General features: G+C 66.7%; 9 protein-coding genes. 3 read left to right on the plus strand and 6 right to left on the minus strand.

The features are described from left to right. The first annotated feature begins 50 nt into the window (after window positions 1-50). On the plus strand, window positions 51-806 hold the full coding sequence (locus AC1RT8_RS08280) for a DoxX family membrane protein (RefSeq protein ID WP_493075133.1): 756 nt from the start codon (window positions 51-53) through the stop codon (window positions 804-806). 172 nt (window positions 807-978) lie between these two features. On the opposite strand, the gene mutS is transcribed toward AC1RT8_RS08280, so the two are convergent. Continuing rightward, window positions 979-3558 (minus strand): DNA mismatch repair protein MutS, encoded by a 2580-nt coding sequence (gene mutS, locus AC1RT8_RS08285; protein ID WP_493075571.1) that lies wholly within the window; start codon window positions 3556-3558, stop codon window positions 979-981. Between the two features lie 718 nt (window positions 3559-4276). Here mutS and AC1RT8_RS08290 point away from each other — a divergent pair. Continuing rightward, complete coding sequence (locus AC1RT8_RS08290) at window positions 4277-4582, plus strand: hypothetical protein (protein ID WP_493075134.1); 306 nt, start codon at window positions 4277-4279, stop codon at window positions 4580-4582. 7 nt (window positions 4583-4589) lie between these two features. Here the strand turns inward: AC1RT8_RS08290 and AC1RT8_RS08295 are convergent, their stop codons facing one another. Continuing rightward, entirely contained in the window at window positions 4590-5501 is a 912-nt protein-coding gene (locus AC1RT8_RS08295) for a hypothetical protein (RefSeq protein ID WP_493075135.1), read from the minus strand. A gap of 212 nt (window positions 5502-5713) precedes the next feature. On the opposite strand from AC1RT8_RS08295, the gene AC1RT8_RS08300 reads away from it, so the two are divergent. Next, window positions 5714-6022 carry a hypothetical protein gene (locus tag AC1RT8_RS08300; protein WP_493075136.1) on the plus strand — a complete coding sequence of 103 codons (309 nt, stop codon included), beginning with the start codon at window positions 5714-5716 and terminating at the stop codon, window positions 6020-6022. 52 nt (window positions 6023-6074) lie between these two features. Here the strand turns inward: AC1RT8_RS08300 and AC1RT8_RS08305 are convergent, their stop codons facing one another. From AC1RT8_RS08305 to AC1RT8_RS08320, 4 genes are all read right to left on the minus strand, one after another. Beyond that, window positions 6075-6575: a RidA family protein gene (locus AC1RT8_RS08305; protein WP_493075137.1), complete on the minus strand. Its 501-nt coding sequence runs from the start codon at window positions 6573-6575 to the stop codon at window positions 6075-6077. An 81-nt stretch (window positions 6576-6656) separates the two neighbouring features. Beyond that, window positions 6657-9137: a TonB-dependent receptor plug domain-containing protein gene (locus tag AC1RT8_RS08310; RefSeq protein ID WP_493075138.1), complete on the minus strand. Its 2481-nt coding sequence runs from the start codon at window positions 9135-9137 to the stop codon at window positions 6657-6659. Window positions 9138-9479: 342 nt separating this feature from the next. Beyond that, window positions 9480-11066, minus strand: a complete 1587-nt coding sequence (locus AC1RT8_RS08315) for a flavin monoamine oxidase family protein (protein ID WP_493075139.1) — start codon at window positions 11064-11066, stop codon at window positions 9480-9482. A gap of 1172 nt (window positions 11067-12238) precedes the next feature. Continuing rightward, window positions 12239-14161, minus strand: a complete 1923-nt coding sequence (locus AC1RT8_RS08320) for a TonB-dependent receptor domain-containing protein (protein WP_493075140.1) — start codon at window positions 14159-14161, stop codon at window positions 12239-12241. Window positions 14162-14402: the final 241 nt, after the last annotated feature.

Genomic DNA, 14402 nt, shown 5'->3' on the forward strand with positions numbered 1-14402 from the left:
ACACAGCTTTCTCCCTGGACAGACGCAGGGCGCTGTCGGGGGAGGATGACATGGACGGCACGCCATCGCGGCTTCGGTCGCTGATCGATACGGACGGGCTGGCGATCGGCCTGGGCGCTGTGGGACTGGGCGTGCTGGGGCTGATCGCGCGGGACTTCGCGTTCCAGTGGCAGCCGGTGCCGGCGGGCTGGCCGGCGCGCGAGGCGCTGGCGCTGCTGAGCGGGGCGGTCCTGCTGCTGGGCGGTGCGGCGGTCATCGCGCGGCGGAGCAGCGCGGTGGGCGCGGCGGTGCTGGCGGTGTGGTTCGCGCTGTTCGCCCTCGGGCTGCATCTGCCGCTGGTGATTGGCTCGCCCGGCGTTGCGTCCCTGCTCGGCGTGGCCGAACAGGGGGCGATCGCGCTGGGCGCTGCCTTGTTGTTCGCGGTGCGGGCACCCGGACGGCTGCCGGGGTGGAGCGTGCCGATGGCGCGTGTGCTGTTCGGGCTGTGCGCGATCGAGTTCGGGACGGCGCATTTCGTCTATGCCGACTTCACCGCGGCGATGGTGCCGGGCTGGATCCCCGGGCATCTGTTCTGGGCCTATGCGACGGGCGCGTGTCATTTTGCGGCCGGCGTGGCGATTTTGGCTGGCGTGCGGGTTCGGCTCGCGGCCGGTTTGCTGGCGGTGATGTGCTGGGGGTTCGCCCTGTTGCTGCATCTGCCGCGGGTGATCGGCAATCCCGGGAGCCGGATGGAGTGGACCATGTTGTTCGTAGCGCTGTCGATTGGCGGCGCGGCGTGGGTGGTGCGGTTGGCCAGCCCCAAATAATCCCCTTCCCTGAAAGGGAGGGGGAAGGGGGTGGGTGCGCGCGTCTGCGCGCTCATAAGGGGTCGTTGCGTCACGCGTCGAAGCGCCGAGCAGGGCATCGAGCCCTGCCCGCCGCTGCCCCACCCCTTGCCCCTCCCCTGAAGGGGAGGGGTTGTAACCAGAGTGGCCTCGCTCATGACTCCTTCGCCAGTGCTTTCAGGCGGTACAGCACCTCCAGCGCCTCGCGCGGGGTGAGGGCGTCGACGTCGATGCTCTCCACCTCGGCCTTGAGCGCGTCGACCTCTTCCTCCACTTCCGCCGCCATCGCCGCGAACAACGGCAGGTCGTCGAGCCCTGCGGCCAGCCCGCCGGTCTTCGCTCTCCCGGCTTCCAGCTTCGCCAGCACTGCCTTGGCGCGGGCGATCGTCACCGGGGGCAGGCCCGCCAGCCGCGCGACCGCGAGGCCGTAGCTGCGATCGGCGGGGCCTTCGCTGACTTCGTGGAGCAGGACGAGCTCGCCCTTCCATTCGCGGGCGCGGACATGGTGGAGGGTCAGCGCGTCGCAGCGTTCGGCGAGGCGGGTCAGTTCGTGGTAATGCGTGGCGAACAGGCAGCGGCAGCGATTGTCCTCGTGGATCGCCTCGACCACGGCCCAGGCGATGGCGAGGCCGTCATAGGTGCTGGTGCCGCGGCCGACCTCGTCGAGGATGACGAAGCTCTGCGGGGTCGCCTGGGCGAGGATCGCGGCGGTCTCGACCATCTCGACCATGAAGGTCGAGCGGCCTCTTGCGAGATTGTCCGAGGCGCCGACGCGGCTGAACAGGCGGTCGACCAGGCCGAGTGTGGCGGCGGTCGCGGGCACATAGGCGCCGGCCTGGGCGAGCACCGCGATCAGCGCGTTCTGGCGCAGGAAGGTCGATTTGCCGCCCATGTTCGGGCCGGTGACGAGCCAGAGGCGCGAGTCCTCGGAGAGCTTGCAGTCGTTCGCGACGAAGCGCTCGCCGCGGGCCGCGAGGGCGTTCTCGACCACGGGGTGACGGCCGCCCTCGATCTCGAAACAGCTATGCTCGACCAGAGCGGGGCGGACCCAGCCGCCCTCCGCGGCACGTTCGGCGAGGCCAGCGGCGACGTCGAGGCGGGCGAGCGCGTCGGCGGTCGCGGCGATCGGCTCGCGGCGGTCGAGCGCGGCGGCGGTGAGGTCCTCGAGATGGGCGGCCTCGGCGGCAAGCGCGTGGGCACCGGCCTGAGTCACCTTCATCGCGACGTCGTGCAGCGCGGGGGCGTTGAAGCGGACGACGCCGGCAAGGGTCTGGCGGTGGGTGAAGCCGCTGTCCGCCTTCATCAGCGGATCGGCGGCGCGGGCCGGCACTTCGATATGGTAGCCGAGCACGCCGTTGTGGCGGATCTTGAGCACCGACACGCCGGTCTGGGTGCGGAACTCGGCCTCCAGCGCGGCGATGGCGCGACGGCCGCCGGCACCGGCATCGCGCAGATCGTCGAGCGCGGCGTCATAGCCCTCCGCGATATAGCCGCCGGCCGAGGCGTCGATCGGCGGCGAGGGGACGAGCGCGCGGGCGAGCAGGTCGATCAGCCCGCCATGGCCGCGCAGTTGCGGGGCGAGGTCGGCGAGCAAGGCGGGGGGCTGGTCGATCCTGTCGAGCCGCTCGCCGAGCTTCCAGGCGCCGTCGAGGCCGTCGCGGAGCTGGCCGAGATCGCGCGGGCTGCCGCGGCCGGCGGCGAGGCGGCCGAGTGCTCGGCCGATATCGGGCAGGCTGCGGAGCGTCGAGCGGAGCGCCTCGCGCAGGCCGCTGTCGTCGTGGAGCAGCTGGACGAGATCGAGCCGGGCCTCGATGCGGGCGCGATCGACCAGCGGTGCGCCGATGTCCGCGGCGAGGGCGCGGGCGCCGGCGCCGGTGACGGTGCGGTCGACGGCGTCGAGCAGGCTGCCCTTGCGCGCGCCGGCGGCGGTGGCGGTCAGTTCCAGGCTTTCGCGGGTGGCGCCGTCGATCGCCATCTGCTGCGCCGCCTGGAGCAGGCGCGGCGGGCGGAGGAAGGGGAGGGCACCCTTCGCCGTGTGATCGAGATAGGCGACGAGCCCACCGGCCGCGGCGAGCCCCGCTCGGCTGAACTGGCCGAAGCCGTCGAGCGTCGCGACGCCGAACAGCGCCTTGAGCCGGGCCTCGCCGGCGGCGGTGTCGAACTCGCTGCGGGGGCGGAGCGTGGTCGCTGCCTCGGTATAGGCGCTGGTTTCGGACGCGATCGTCTCGGCCGGGGCGAGGCGGGCGAGTTCGGCCATCAGCCCGGCTTCTCCCGTTTCGATCAGCTCGAACCGGCCAGTCGAGACATCGGCCGCGGCGATGGCGACGCCGCCCGCGACCTCGCCGATCGCGACGCACCAATTGGCGGTGCGGGCGTCGAGCAGGGCTTCCTCGGTCAGCGTACCCGCCGTGACCACGCGGATGATCGCGCGGGAGACGAGTGCCTTGGAGCCCATGCGCGCGCGGGCGTCGGCGGGGCTTTCGGTCTGCTCGGCGATGGCGACGCGGTGGCCAGCCTTGATCAGCCGGGCGAGATAGCCCTCCGCTGCATGGATCGGCACGCCGCACATCGGGATCGGCGCGCCGTCATGCTCGCCGCGTGCGGTGAGCGCGATGTCGAGAACCGCCGCGGCGATCTTAGCATCCTCGAAGAACATCTCGAAGAAATCGCCCATGCGGTAGAAGAGCAGGCAATCCTCGGCATCGGCCTTGAGCGCGAGATATTGCGCCATCATCGGAGTCGGGGCGGGGGAAGGGGCGTGCATCCCGGGCTGGGTAGCGGGAATTTTCGGCCTCGTCATGGGGCCTGTGAGCGCCCTTGCGGCGATTTCGCAATGGCGGTGTTGGAGGGGCCGGCGATGGCGCAGTAACCCGATGGAAGATGTGTTGGAGACGGTGCCGGGTTGCGGAAAACGCCCGAGTATTCGTCGAATTTCGAGAGGCACCTGCGAGTAGGGCGAAATCGAGCGTTTCTTGAACGCTGCGCGGGAATTAGTGGTGTATGCGATGTCGCGGGTGCACGAATAGGGGTGCCCGGTGCCTCGCGGCTGCGTGACGTGCTTCGATGCTATTGCCGTTTTATTCGCCGAATTTCGCGAGGGGTATCGGATTTTCATGGAACTCTTCTTGTGACCGGAAACGAATAGTATCCGCAGCCCGTCGTGGATGTGGCGGGCCGGGCGGTTTCCGGGACATTTCAGCAGAAAGGGACGCCGGGTTGAATCGGGGGCGTCCCGTTGTCCTGGGGGTGGCTGCCATCATTTAATCGTCATGCCGGACTTGTTCCGGCATCCGCTGTGCCGCACACCCATCGGCGCCCTGGTTTGCGGGACGGTGGACCCCGGAACAAGTCCGGGGTGACGTTTCGATTTGGTCGCATTCGACTCTAATTCTACGCCGGGTGGACAGGCAATGTTAGGGTAGCATGGTCGTCCAGGGAAAGAGGGGAGCAAGGTGCTGGCAGCCAATGCGCCGTTGATCGGCGCGATCGAGGTGGCGGTGACGGTGGCCTTGACCGTGATCCTGTCCAGGCTCCTGCGCCGTCATCGGGCCTGGCTGACGGCTTTGCTGGCGGGCTGCATCGTCCCCGCGATCATCATCGTCGCCCCGTTGGTGCTGCTGCTGCGACCGGGCGCCGGCCCCGGCGACGGCATGCTCTTCGCGGCGGCGATGGCGGTGGCAAGCATTTCCTTTCCCGTCTGTCTCGCCGCGTCGACGGTCACGTCGATGTTCCTTCGCAGGAGCAGCCGCGCCGGCTGACCGGCCGCTACGGGTCCGGTGTCTTCGGGGGCTCGTCCTTCGCGGCAGGCGCCGGCGGCTCGGCCTTCGAGCCCAGCACCGACGCTTTCAGCCCCTTCCACGCCGCCACCAGCGCGGCGGCGGCCACCAGGATGGTGGTGAGCGCCTTCAGCCAGTTGGGCAGGTCCGTGAGCCACCCCCAGATCGTCGATGCGCCGATGGTGACGTGGATCGGTTGCGGCTCGACCGTGGGGCGCAGTTCCTGCGCATTGCCCTGGCTGTCGATCATCACGACGGTGGTGCGCAGGATGAGCGACAGGTCGCCGCGGGATCGCGCCGTGACCGACCAGCGCCAGATCGCGTTCGATCCCTCCGCCACCGTCTGGATCTCGGGCGACAGTGGCTTCACCTCGAAGCCAGCGCCTTCGAGCGTCGCCTTCATCTTCTGGCCGACGAACGGATGGTAATCGACCGTCCGGCCGGTGCCGCCGCCATCCTCCGCCAGGTCGTGCGGGGTGCGGTCGCCGGGCACGGGGCGCAGCGTCGCGGTCTCGTTGCCCATGGGCGTGCCGTCATCGGGCGCGGTCACGTTTCCCGTTGCCGGGCCGGGGCTCGCGACGGGCGTCGGTGTCGGGGTCGGAACCGGGGCGGCGCCGAGCGCGAGGGTGACGAAGGTCGTCTCGCCCTGGCGCATCTTGGCGGGCGCCTTGAACGAGGCGTTGCCGCGGCGCGACTGATCGAGCCAATATTGGGCGTCGGCGCAATCCTCCTCGGTGAGCCGTGTGCCCGTCACCCGGCACGGACGCAGGCGTCCCGCGGCGACCTCTATGTTGTCGCCGACGGCGACCGTGTTCATGGTGGCGCCCTCGGGGGCCTGCTGGCACGACGTCTGGGTCAGCAGCAGGGCCGACAGCAGAAGCGTGGTTGCGCGCATGGTCATCGGCGGGTCTCCCCCATATCCGGCCGGCCGATCATGCGCTCGCGCCGGCGGGCCTGCAATCGGCGCGCGACGGAGAAGCGCCGAACCGGTCCTGTTTCTCCTGCGACGGCCTGCCGTACCTGTACCCCAGATTACCGCTGCGTTCAGCATCCCGACCCGATCGCGGGCATAGTCTGCTTTCGCCCGATTTGACGGGCAGGAAGGACCAGACGATGAAGATCTCGCACATCTTTGCCGCAACCGGCCTGGCGGTTGCATCCCTCACCATCGGTACGAGCGCCGATGCCCAGCGATGGGATGGCCATCGCGGCGGCGGCTGGCAGGATCGCGGTTATCGCGGCGATGATGGCCGCGGCTGGCATGACCGGGATTATCGCGGCTATCGTGGGTATCGCGGTTACTGGCACGGGCCGCGCTACCGGCCGTACCGGCATTATCGCTGGCGCGGCGGCTATGGCTGGTACGGGCCGCGGTGCTGGACCGAGTGGCGGTACGGCTACCGGGTGCGCGTCTGCCGGTGAGGCGCTGAGCGGCGGGAGGAGCGGGCCCGCCGGTCTCCGCCGCAACGGGGCGCTATTTCGCGGCGGTCGCCTCGATCTCCACCAGGAACGCCGGGCCGACCAGCGCCGCCACCTGCACGGTCGAGCGCGCGACGGTGTTCGGGTTTTCCGCCGTGCCGAAGAACTGCTTGAAGCCTTCGTTCATGCCGGCAAAGTCCATCTTGCCGCCGAGCGCCGGGTCGCCGGCGACGAACACGGTGAGCTTGATCACGTCGCTCATCGCGAAGCCCTGCGCGGCGAGCGCGGCCTTGATCTTGGTGAGCACGCTGATCGTCTGAGTCTTCGTATCGCCGAAATCGGCGATGGTCAGTTGCGCGGGCGGGACCTTTTTCTCCGGATCGATCGGCGAGGCGAGCTGGCCGCTGAGGTAAAGCGTCGTCGCGCCGGAGTTCACGGTGACGCCCTGCAGGATGAGGCCCGGCGGCGTGTTGGCGTGGCGGACGACCAGGGGCTTTTTCGGCGCGGCCTGCGCGGCGCCGGCGGCGAAGAACAGGGCGAGGGCGGCGGCGATCATTGGCCTGGCATTCATGGGCATTCTCCCTGGAGGACGTGTCGTTGAAAGGGGCGCGGCGTCGTGGCCGCGCCCCGAGTCGGTTCAGAACTTGAAGTTGATCCTGGCGTAATAATAGCCCCCGTTGATGCCATAGGGGCTGAAGGTCAGTGGCGCGTCGAAGACATTGCCGCCATTGGCGATGGTCGGGTTGACGCCCGCCACGCCCGACGGAAGCAGCTGGATCGTCGGCGGTTTCTTGTTGAACAGGTTGTTGGCGCCGACCGAGACCTCGATCCCCTCGAACAGTTTGTAGTTGAGCTCGAGATCGGCGATCGCGGCGGTGCCGATCGTCTGGGTATAATAGGTGCCGCCATTGGGGCTGACCCTAGTCGAACTCTTGCCGAACAGCGTGCCGCGCAGCGTCGCCGAGAATTTGTCGAGCGTGTAGAAGGCCGAGGCGATGAACTTGACCCGGGGTGAGGCGGTTTCGATGTTGCTGACGGCGCCCAGGTCGAACAGCGGGATCGGCGCGCTGGCCCCGGCCGGGGTGAGGATCGCCGGCGCGAGATGGAGCTTGGTCAGCTCGGTCTTGTTGTAATTGGCCGACAGCGTCCAGTCGACGCTGCCGTAAGCGTCGAAATCGGTGTGGTAGGTCGCCACCAGATCCACGCCGCGGGTGCGCGTGTCGGCGCCGTTGGTGAAGATGTTGATGCCGGTCTGAGTCACCGTCGGATCGAGCACGTTGCCGTTGGCGACGATCGCCTGGGTGACCACCGCGAAGTTGGTCGCGCCGCCGCTGCCGAAGATCGAGCCGGTGCCGAGGATTCGGTCGCGGATCTTCACCTGATAGGCGTCGATCGTGAAGGTCAGTTTCGGGGCCGGGCGGATGACCGTGCCGATGCTGAAATTGGTCGATTTCTCGGGATTCAGATCCTGGAAGCCGAGCAGCTTGGCCGCCGCCGAATTGGCCGGGAGCTGAACGAAGGCCGAGGTCGGCGAGACGTTGGTCGCCGAATAATAGGATTCGGCGAGCGTCGGGGCGCGGAAGCCGGTCGACACCGTGCCGCGCAGCGCGAAGGCGGGCGTGATATCGTAGCGGCCGGTGCCCTTGAAGATGACGGTATCGCCGAAATCCGAATAATGTTCGTAACGGACCGCGCCGTCGAGCTTCAGCCCCTCGATCGGCGTTGCGGCGACATCGAGATAGAGCGCCTCGTTCTCGCGGCTGTGCTGGCCGGCGTCCGACGGGCGGAAGCCGGGATAGGACTGGCCGCCCTCCTTGTAGATCGAGCCCGGATCGCCCGCGCCGATCTCATAGGTGTTCCGGCGATATTCGGCGCCGAACGCGATGTTGAGCGGCTCCGCCAGGCCGGCGTCGAGCTGATAGCCGAAATCGGCATTGGCGGTGAATTCGGTCGCTTTGAAGAAGCCGTCATAGAAGTCAGTCGGTGTGAAATGGGTGTCGATGAACAGCGAGCGATTGGCGGAATCGACGGTGTAGATCTGGTTCTTGTTCTCGCCGTACGTCGTGCTGAGATCATAGGTGAAGGCGCCCAGATCGCCCTTCACGCCGCCGGTGAAGGCGAAATCGTCCTCGCGGATCTTCTCGCGCGGGTTGAAGCCGTCGGGATCGAAGACGATCGCGCCGGGCGCGCCCAGCGTGCCGCCGACACCAAGCACCGACGAGGCGATGATGCGATCGGGCACGCGCAGATTCTCGTAGGCGCTGGAGTTGCGCTTGCTGTAGGTGCCGAAGCTGTAAACATGGACCGAGCCGAAATCGTAACCCGCATTATATTGCAGGTTGGTCAGGCTGGATTCGGCATCCCCATTGATCTTGTTGACGTAGGGGAAGCCGGGGATGGTGGCGTAAAGCGCGCGCTGGGCCGGGGTGAGCGACGTCCGCAGGACGCCGTTGGGATCGGTGACGCGCGTGTCGAGCCCGCCGATCTGGGTGAAATCATGATAGCGGTGGAACGCGGTCACGTTGAGGAAGCCGTTGTCGCCCAGCCGCGTCGCCAGATGGAGCGAGCCGGCATAGGTGCGCCCGCCGGTATTGTAATATTCGCCGGCGGTTCCCGAGGCCTCGCCGCCGGCGTCGTCGTCCTTGAGGATGATGTTGATGACGCCGGCGATCGCATCAGAACCATATTGCGCGGCGGCCCCGTCCTCCAGCACCTCGATGCGGCTGATCGACAGGGGTGTGATCAGGTCGAGATCGGCGGTCGCGGCGCCCTGATAGGGTCCGCCGAGGACGGCGAGGTTCGAGGTGCCGTGTCGCCGCTTGCCGTTGACCAGCACCAAGGCGTGGTTGGGGCTGAGCCCGCGCAGCCGGGCTGACAGGGTCAGGTTGGCGGTGTCGCCGCCAAAGGCCTGGGCGGTGAAGGACGGGACGAGCTGGGTCAGCACCTGGTTGAGATTGGGCTGGCCGACATGGCTGATCGTCGCTTCGCTCAATACCTTGATCGGGGCGGCGCTTTCGGCGGCGGTGGTGCCGGTCGCCCGGGTGCCGGTGACGATGATGTCGCCCCCCTCCTGCAGCGGCTCGGCCGTGGGATCGGCGACGAATTTTTCCTGGGCCATGGCCGCCGTTTGCCATGTCATGGCCAGAGCGGTTGCCAGTGCAATAGCTGAAATTCCGCGTATATTTTTCATCGGGACCCCCATGAGTTGAGTCCTTCAGGAACCTCTCCAAGACAAAGAGACGGTCTTTCGCCGAATTTTAAGCAAGTGAGGTCAATCAGAGACTAAAGCCTCTGCGCGTTTACGGTACTACATGACAAATTTGTGTTTCCAACAATGTCCGATTCGTAAAGATTCGCAACCGATTCGGAGCATGTAACTCATTTTTATTATGCGTAGGTCGAGGTTTGTTACTTTTTTGCAACAATTACTGCCCGGGGGCGCCGTGCCGCCGGGCGGGCATCACGCAGCCCTTGTCCGGCGCGCCGGTTCGACCAGCGCCCGTTCGGACACGCGCCGGGCCAGCGCCAGCACCTGGACCTGGGCCGACTGGATGCCGCCTTCCTGCCAGCCCGGCGTCTGGCTGAGCGCAGCGCCGGCGAAATAGATGCGGCCCTCCGGCTGCTGGAGCGTGCGGAAGGCTTCGGTATCGATACGCCCTTCCTGCCGGCCCGCGGCCCCGGGGTTCCAGTTCGGCCAGGGGCCAAGGCTGTACGGCACCTTGTGCCAGTTGACCGCGAGGCCGTTGGTCAGATCGGCGCCATGACCCGGGTGCAGGGTGTCGATCACCCCGCGCGAAAAGGCGATCTGATCGGCGATCGGCCGCTTCTCGAACTCGGCGGCGATCGGTCCGGAGCAATAGCAGCCCAGGATCATGCCGCGTTCCGAATGAAGCCCGGCGGAAGGATACCAGACCAGAGTCGTCGGGCCGCCCACGAAGGAGATGCCACCATAGATCTGCTCGCGTTCCCAGAAGCGCGGGGATTCGAAGGCGACCTTGTTCGAGTGATCATAGACGACCGAGGCGATCGTCCTTTTCAGGCCGGCGGAGAAATCGGTATCGATCTTCGCGAGCACCGGGAACGGGATGGTGCAGATCATATAATCGGCGGCGATGGTTTCGACGACGCCGCTCGACGTGTCGCGATATGCCACCTCGACGCCGCGGCCGGTCTGGCGGATGCGCGAGACCTCGGCGCCGCGGATCGCAGGGCGGCGCAAATGACGGTCGAAGCCGGCATGGATCCGGTCCATGCCGCCGACGGGTTCGAACATGGTCGCCTGCATATAGAGATTGTCTTCGAACAGGGTCATCGGCAACTGCTGGTTGGCGAGCAGCTGCTCGATCGGCACGGCGCTGCCCGGCGAGGCGAAGGTGACGCCGGCACCGGGCGCGGTGGCGAAACCGGACCGTTCGGTCCCCGTGAAGGCGAAGTCGGTGCCGAGATCGCCATAAGCCCGGAGGAAGGGCAGCAGCCTTTCCTTGTCGGCGAGGCTGATCGTGCGGTCGAGCGAGCCCTGGCTGATCGCCTTGGCGAGCAGTTCCGCGATATGGCCGCGCATGTCGTTGATCGCGGTGCGCATGCGCAGCCGCTTGCCGTCGGCGCCCATGACATAGGCCGAGCGGCTCGAATTCACCTCGACCTCGAGGGGCACGCCGAATTTCTTCGCATAGCCGATCAGCCCCTGGTGGAAGCTGGGGATGCGCGCGGGGCCGGCGTTGAAATAGATGCCGTCGGAAAAGCGCGCGGTCTGGGTCTCCTCGCCGTTCATCTCGATCCTGTCGCCGTCGCGGACCGTCCAGGCGCGGCCGCCGACACGGTTGCGCGCTTCGAGCAGGGTGACGAGGAAACCGGCCTGTTCGAGTTCATAGGCGGCGGTGAGCCCGGCGATCCCGGCGCCGAGGATGACGACATGGCTGCCCTTGCCGATCGCGGGCGTCAGCCCCGACATGTCCTGGGCGCGGGCCTCGCCGACCAGCCCGAGCGCCTGCATCGCGCCGAGCGTCGCCCCCAGGCCGCCGGCCAGACCGAGCTGTTGTAGAACCATTCTGCGTGTGACCATGCGCCCCCCGACGGATAGACTGCCGAGCTGTCGGCAGAAACGCGCTGCCGGTCATCCGGCAGCGGCCTTCGGGTATCGCCTCCTAAACATCACGCCGTTCGGGACGGCATTGCATAGGTACGCCTCGGGAGCCGCCGGGGCGCGACGTTGTCCGTCGCGATTCGGTGGCTCCATCAAGATGAAATACAGCCGCAATATTTGTGCAATGCAACAGGGAATGTGAGCGGGTGCGGCACGGCGGGCGAATCGGCGGTCGCGCTGCGCGATCCGGTACGGGGCGCGGGATGGAGGCGGAGGGGCGTTCGCGTGGTTGACCGGGCGCCTGCCGGTGGAGATGCGGGTGGGTTTGGTGGGAGGAGATTGAGAGCGCAGAAGTGGTGGGGTGGGTTTGGGGGTTAAGTAAACTGGCACTGTAATATCAGTAATTAAATCACCGTCACCGGAATTCTGAAATTAGGATTTGTCCGTTGTATCAAGAGACGGTGCGACCAAAATTGCGTACTGATACGGCGATCTTGGAGGTCGGATATGGTGTGATCGCCGTAGTCCTCGAGATTTCTTCAAGGTAAGTTGCGCCCGATCCTTGAGATCGCGAAGGCCGTCATCCCATATGTTTGACAGATTGATGGTTACGCTTGGATTTTGGGGGAGGCTCTCAATAATCCTTGCAGCAAGCTGGCGAGCGCCAACGGCGCAGCGTACTGTCCCATCAGTAAGATCACCTCGCCGGACCAATAAGCGGAGTGTCTCCTCCGATTCGATCAGGTGGTCACGGTGATTTTTGAGGACTGTGTGCGCTCCAACTTGTCTTGCGGACCTCGTCAAGTCTCCCAGTTTATCCCATAGCATGGCTATGCGTTCAGACGCTGCTGCGATTTCGTGTATTGCATCAACCTGTTCGCGCCTTCTCACTCGGCGATCAGCAACGACCTGATAGACTCCCCAGATTACTGCTCCCACCGTTCCGACAGCCGACAGCCAATTCGGAACCTCTTTCCATTCGATGTACATTGGTGTCCTCAGCTCGCCCGCAATAAAACGCCAGATTAGGATGCTTGGAGCAGCGCTTATTCGTTCGCAAGCTGGTTATAGCTGAAATTAAGAAGATGTGTGCGGTGGGAAGGTCGTCTTGGTCTATCGGGTATTGCCATCACCCCTCAAACATCCACCGCCAGATACCCCGTCAGATACCGCCCGCTATTCGCCGCATAGATCCCCGGCCCCGCCGTCCCGAAGCCCTGCTGGTCGAAGATATTGCCCGCCTGCAGCCGGAAGGTCGCCGATTTGCCCGCCAGTTTGAACTGGTAGCGGCCGCCCAGGTTGAGCTGGGCGCGGGAGGGGATGATCACCAGATTGTCGATCCGCGCGGCGACGGTGCCGCGGTGGAACAGGGCTGCGTCGAGCGACAGGCCCTCCAGCAGTGGCGTGCGCCAGTTGAGGTTGAGGTTGAACAGATGGTCGGGCAGCCCGACCGGGCGCTTGCCGATGGTGCCGACCGCGTTGGCGTCGCGCGTGATGCGCGGGCGCAGGACGAAGCCGCCGGCGACCATGCCGAGCCGCTGGGTGAGGTTGCCCGAGACCGAGAATTCCGCGCCCTGGCTGCGCGTCGTGCCGGTCTGGGTATAGGTGTTCGCCGTATCGAAGCTGAAATAGGGGCGGCGCAGGTCGAACACGCCCGCCACCGCCTTGATGTTGCCGGTGACGAGCCAGCGCACGCCGGCATCCTTCTGCTCGGTCAATATGGTCGGCAGCGGCTGGTTGCGGTTGGCGGCGTTGGGCGGGGCGAGGCCGCTTTCCTCCAGCCCGCGGGCGTAGCCGGCATAGAAGGTCAGGCGCTTGATCGCGGTGACCGCCAGGGTGCCGTTGTAGAGCCAGGGATGCGAGCGCGCCGTCACGGGGGCGAGGCCGGGCAGGCTGGTAGTCTTGCGGTAGTCGGCGCGGGACACGCCGAAGCTCAGCTCGCCGACATCCTTCCAGCGGCCGTCATAGGCCATGCCGTAGGTCGCCTGCCGCACCCGGTCGTGCGATTGCGGGCCGAACACGAAGGCGGGGCGGGGCGCGGTGACCGGCGTGCCGATGCGGGTCGGGCCGAGATCGATCTCGTCCGATCCGCCGAACATCCGCCGCGCGTCGCGCTGGCGCATGCTGGCGTGGAAGACATGGAGGCGCGGGCCATCGGCGATGCTGTGGGTGATGCGCGCCTCGCCGCTGAGCGAGACGTTCTTCGCGCGGGGATCGGCGATGACCAGGCGGCTGGCGGTGCCGTCCGGCTGCAGGTCGACGAGCAGGTTGGTATAGCTGGTCGCCTGATCGAACACCGAGCGGAAGGCGCCCATACGGATCACCCAGTCCCTGGCCGGGGCGACCGAGGCGAGCACGCCGTGGTTGGTCGCGCTGTAGCGGAAGTCGGCCCAGCCGGGGCCGTCGAAGTGCCGCGCCGGCGGCTGGGGCGGGAGCCAGGCGCCGGCCGGGATGTAGAAGGGGCCGGCTTCGTCGTTATAATCGTTCGATAGCGTCCAGAAGGGCAGGATCTCGATGCCCGGCGCCGGGGTCCAGCGGGCGAGCAGGCCTTGCGCGTGGTTCCAATTGTCGGTGCCGTCGGGGAATTCGACATGGTTGACCGTCAGGCCATAGCCGAGCGAGAGGTTGGCGGTGACGGGGAGCGAGCCGTCGATCTCGATGCCGCCGCTGCCATAGGAATCGCCGTTGAGCACGATCGAGGCCGAGGCCTTGTTCGACGGGCGGCGCAGCGCATAATCGACGATGCCGCTGGGGGCGGCGAAGGGATAGCCTTGCGCGGACAGGCCGACCTTGATGCTCGAAGATTCGGAGACGATGCTGGTCAGCGCATATTGCGGGTCGAAATACAGGCCGTCGATGCGGACGTTGCCGGCTGAGGTGGGCGAGAAGCCGCGCGCGCTGCTGGCGGTGTAGATGCCGATCGATTCACGCCCGACGCTGTAGCCGAACCCGTCCTCGGCCTGGGTGACGGCATTGTCGCTGCTGCGGTCCTGTGCGGCAGCGGGGAAGGCGGCGCAGCACGCGGCCAGCCCGAGTATTGCTGCTGTTTTCCGGACCATCTGGCGCTCCCCCGCTGCGCGTTATGTTGTTTTATGACGCTAGGGCGGCGGGGGTGGGGCGCCAATGGGGTTCCCACCAACGACACGCGAGCGGGGTCGAACGTCCCGCCGCGGCCGGGGCGCGGCGAAGATCCCTCAGGTTTCCGTGTCTTGCAGCGACAGCGGAATATCACGTGGCGCGTGAAGGACACGCCATAGGTCGATATGATCCGACCGATCGAAATGGAAGGCCAGGAAGGGA

The sequence above is a fragment of the Sphingomonas sp. GW821-FHT10F11 genome, from assembly GCF_058809095.1.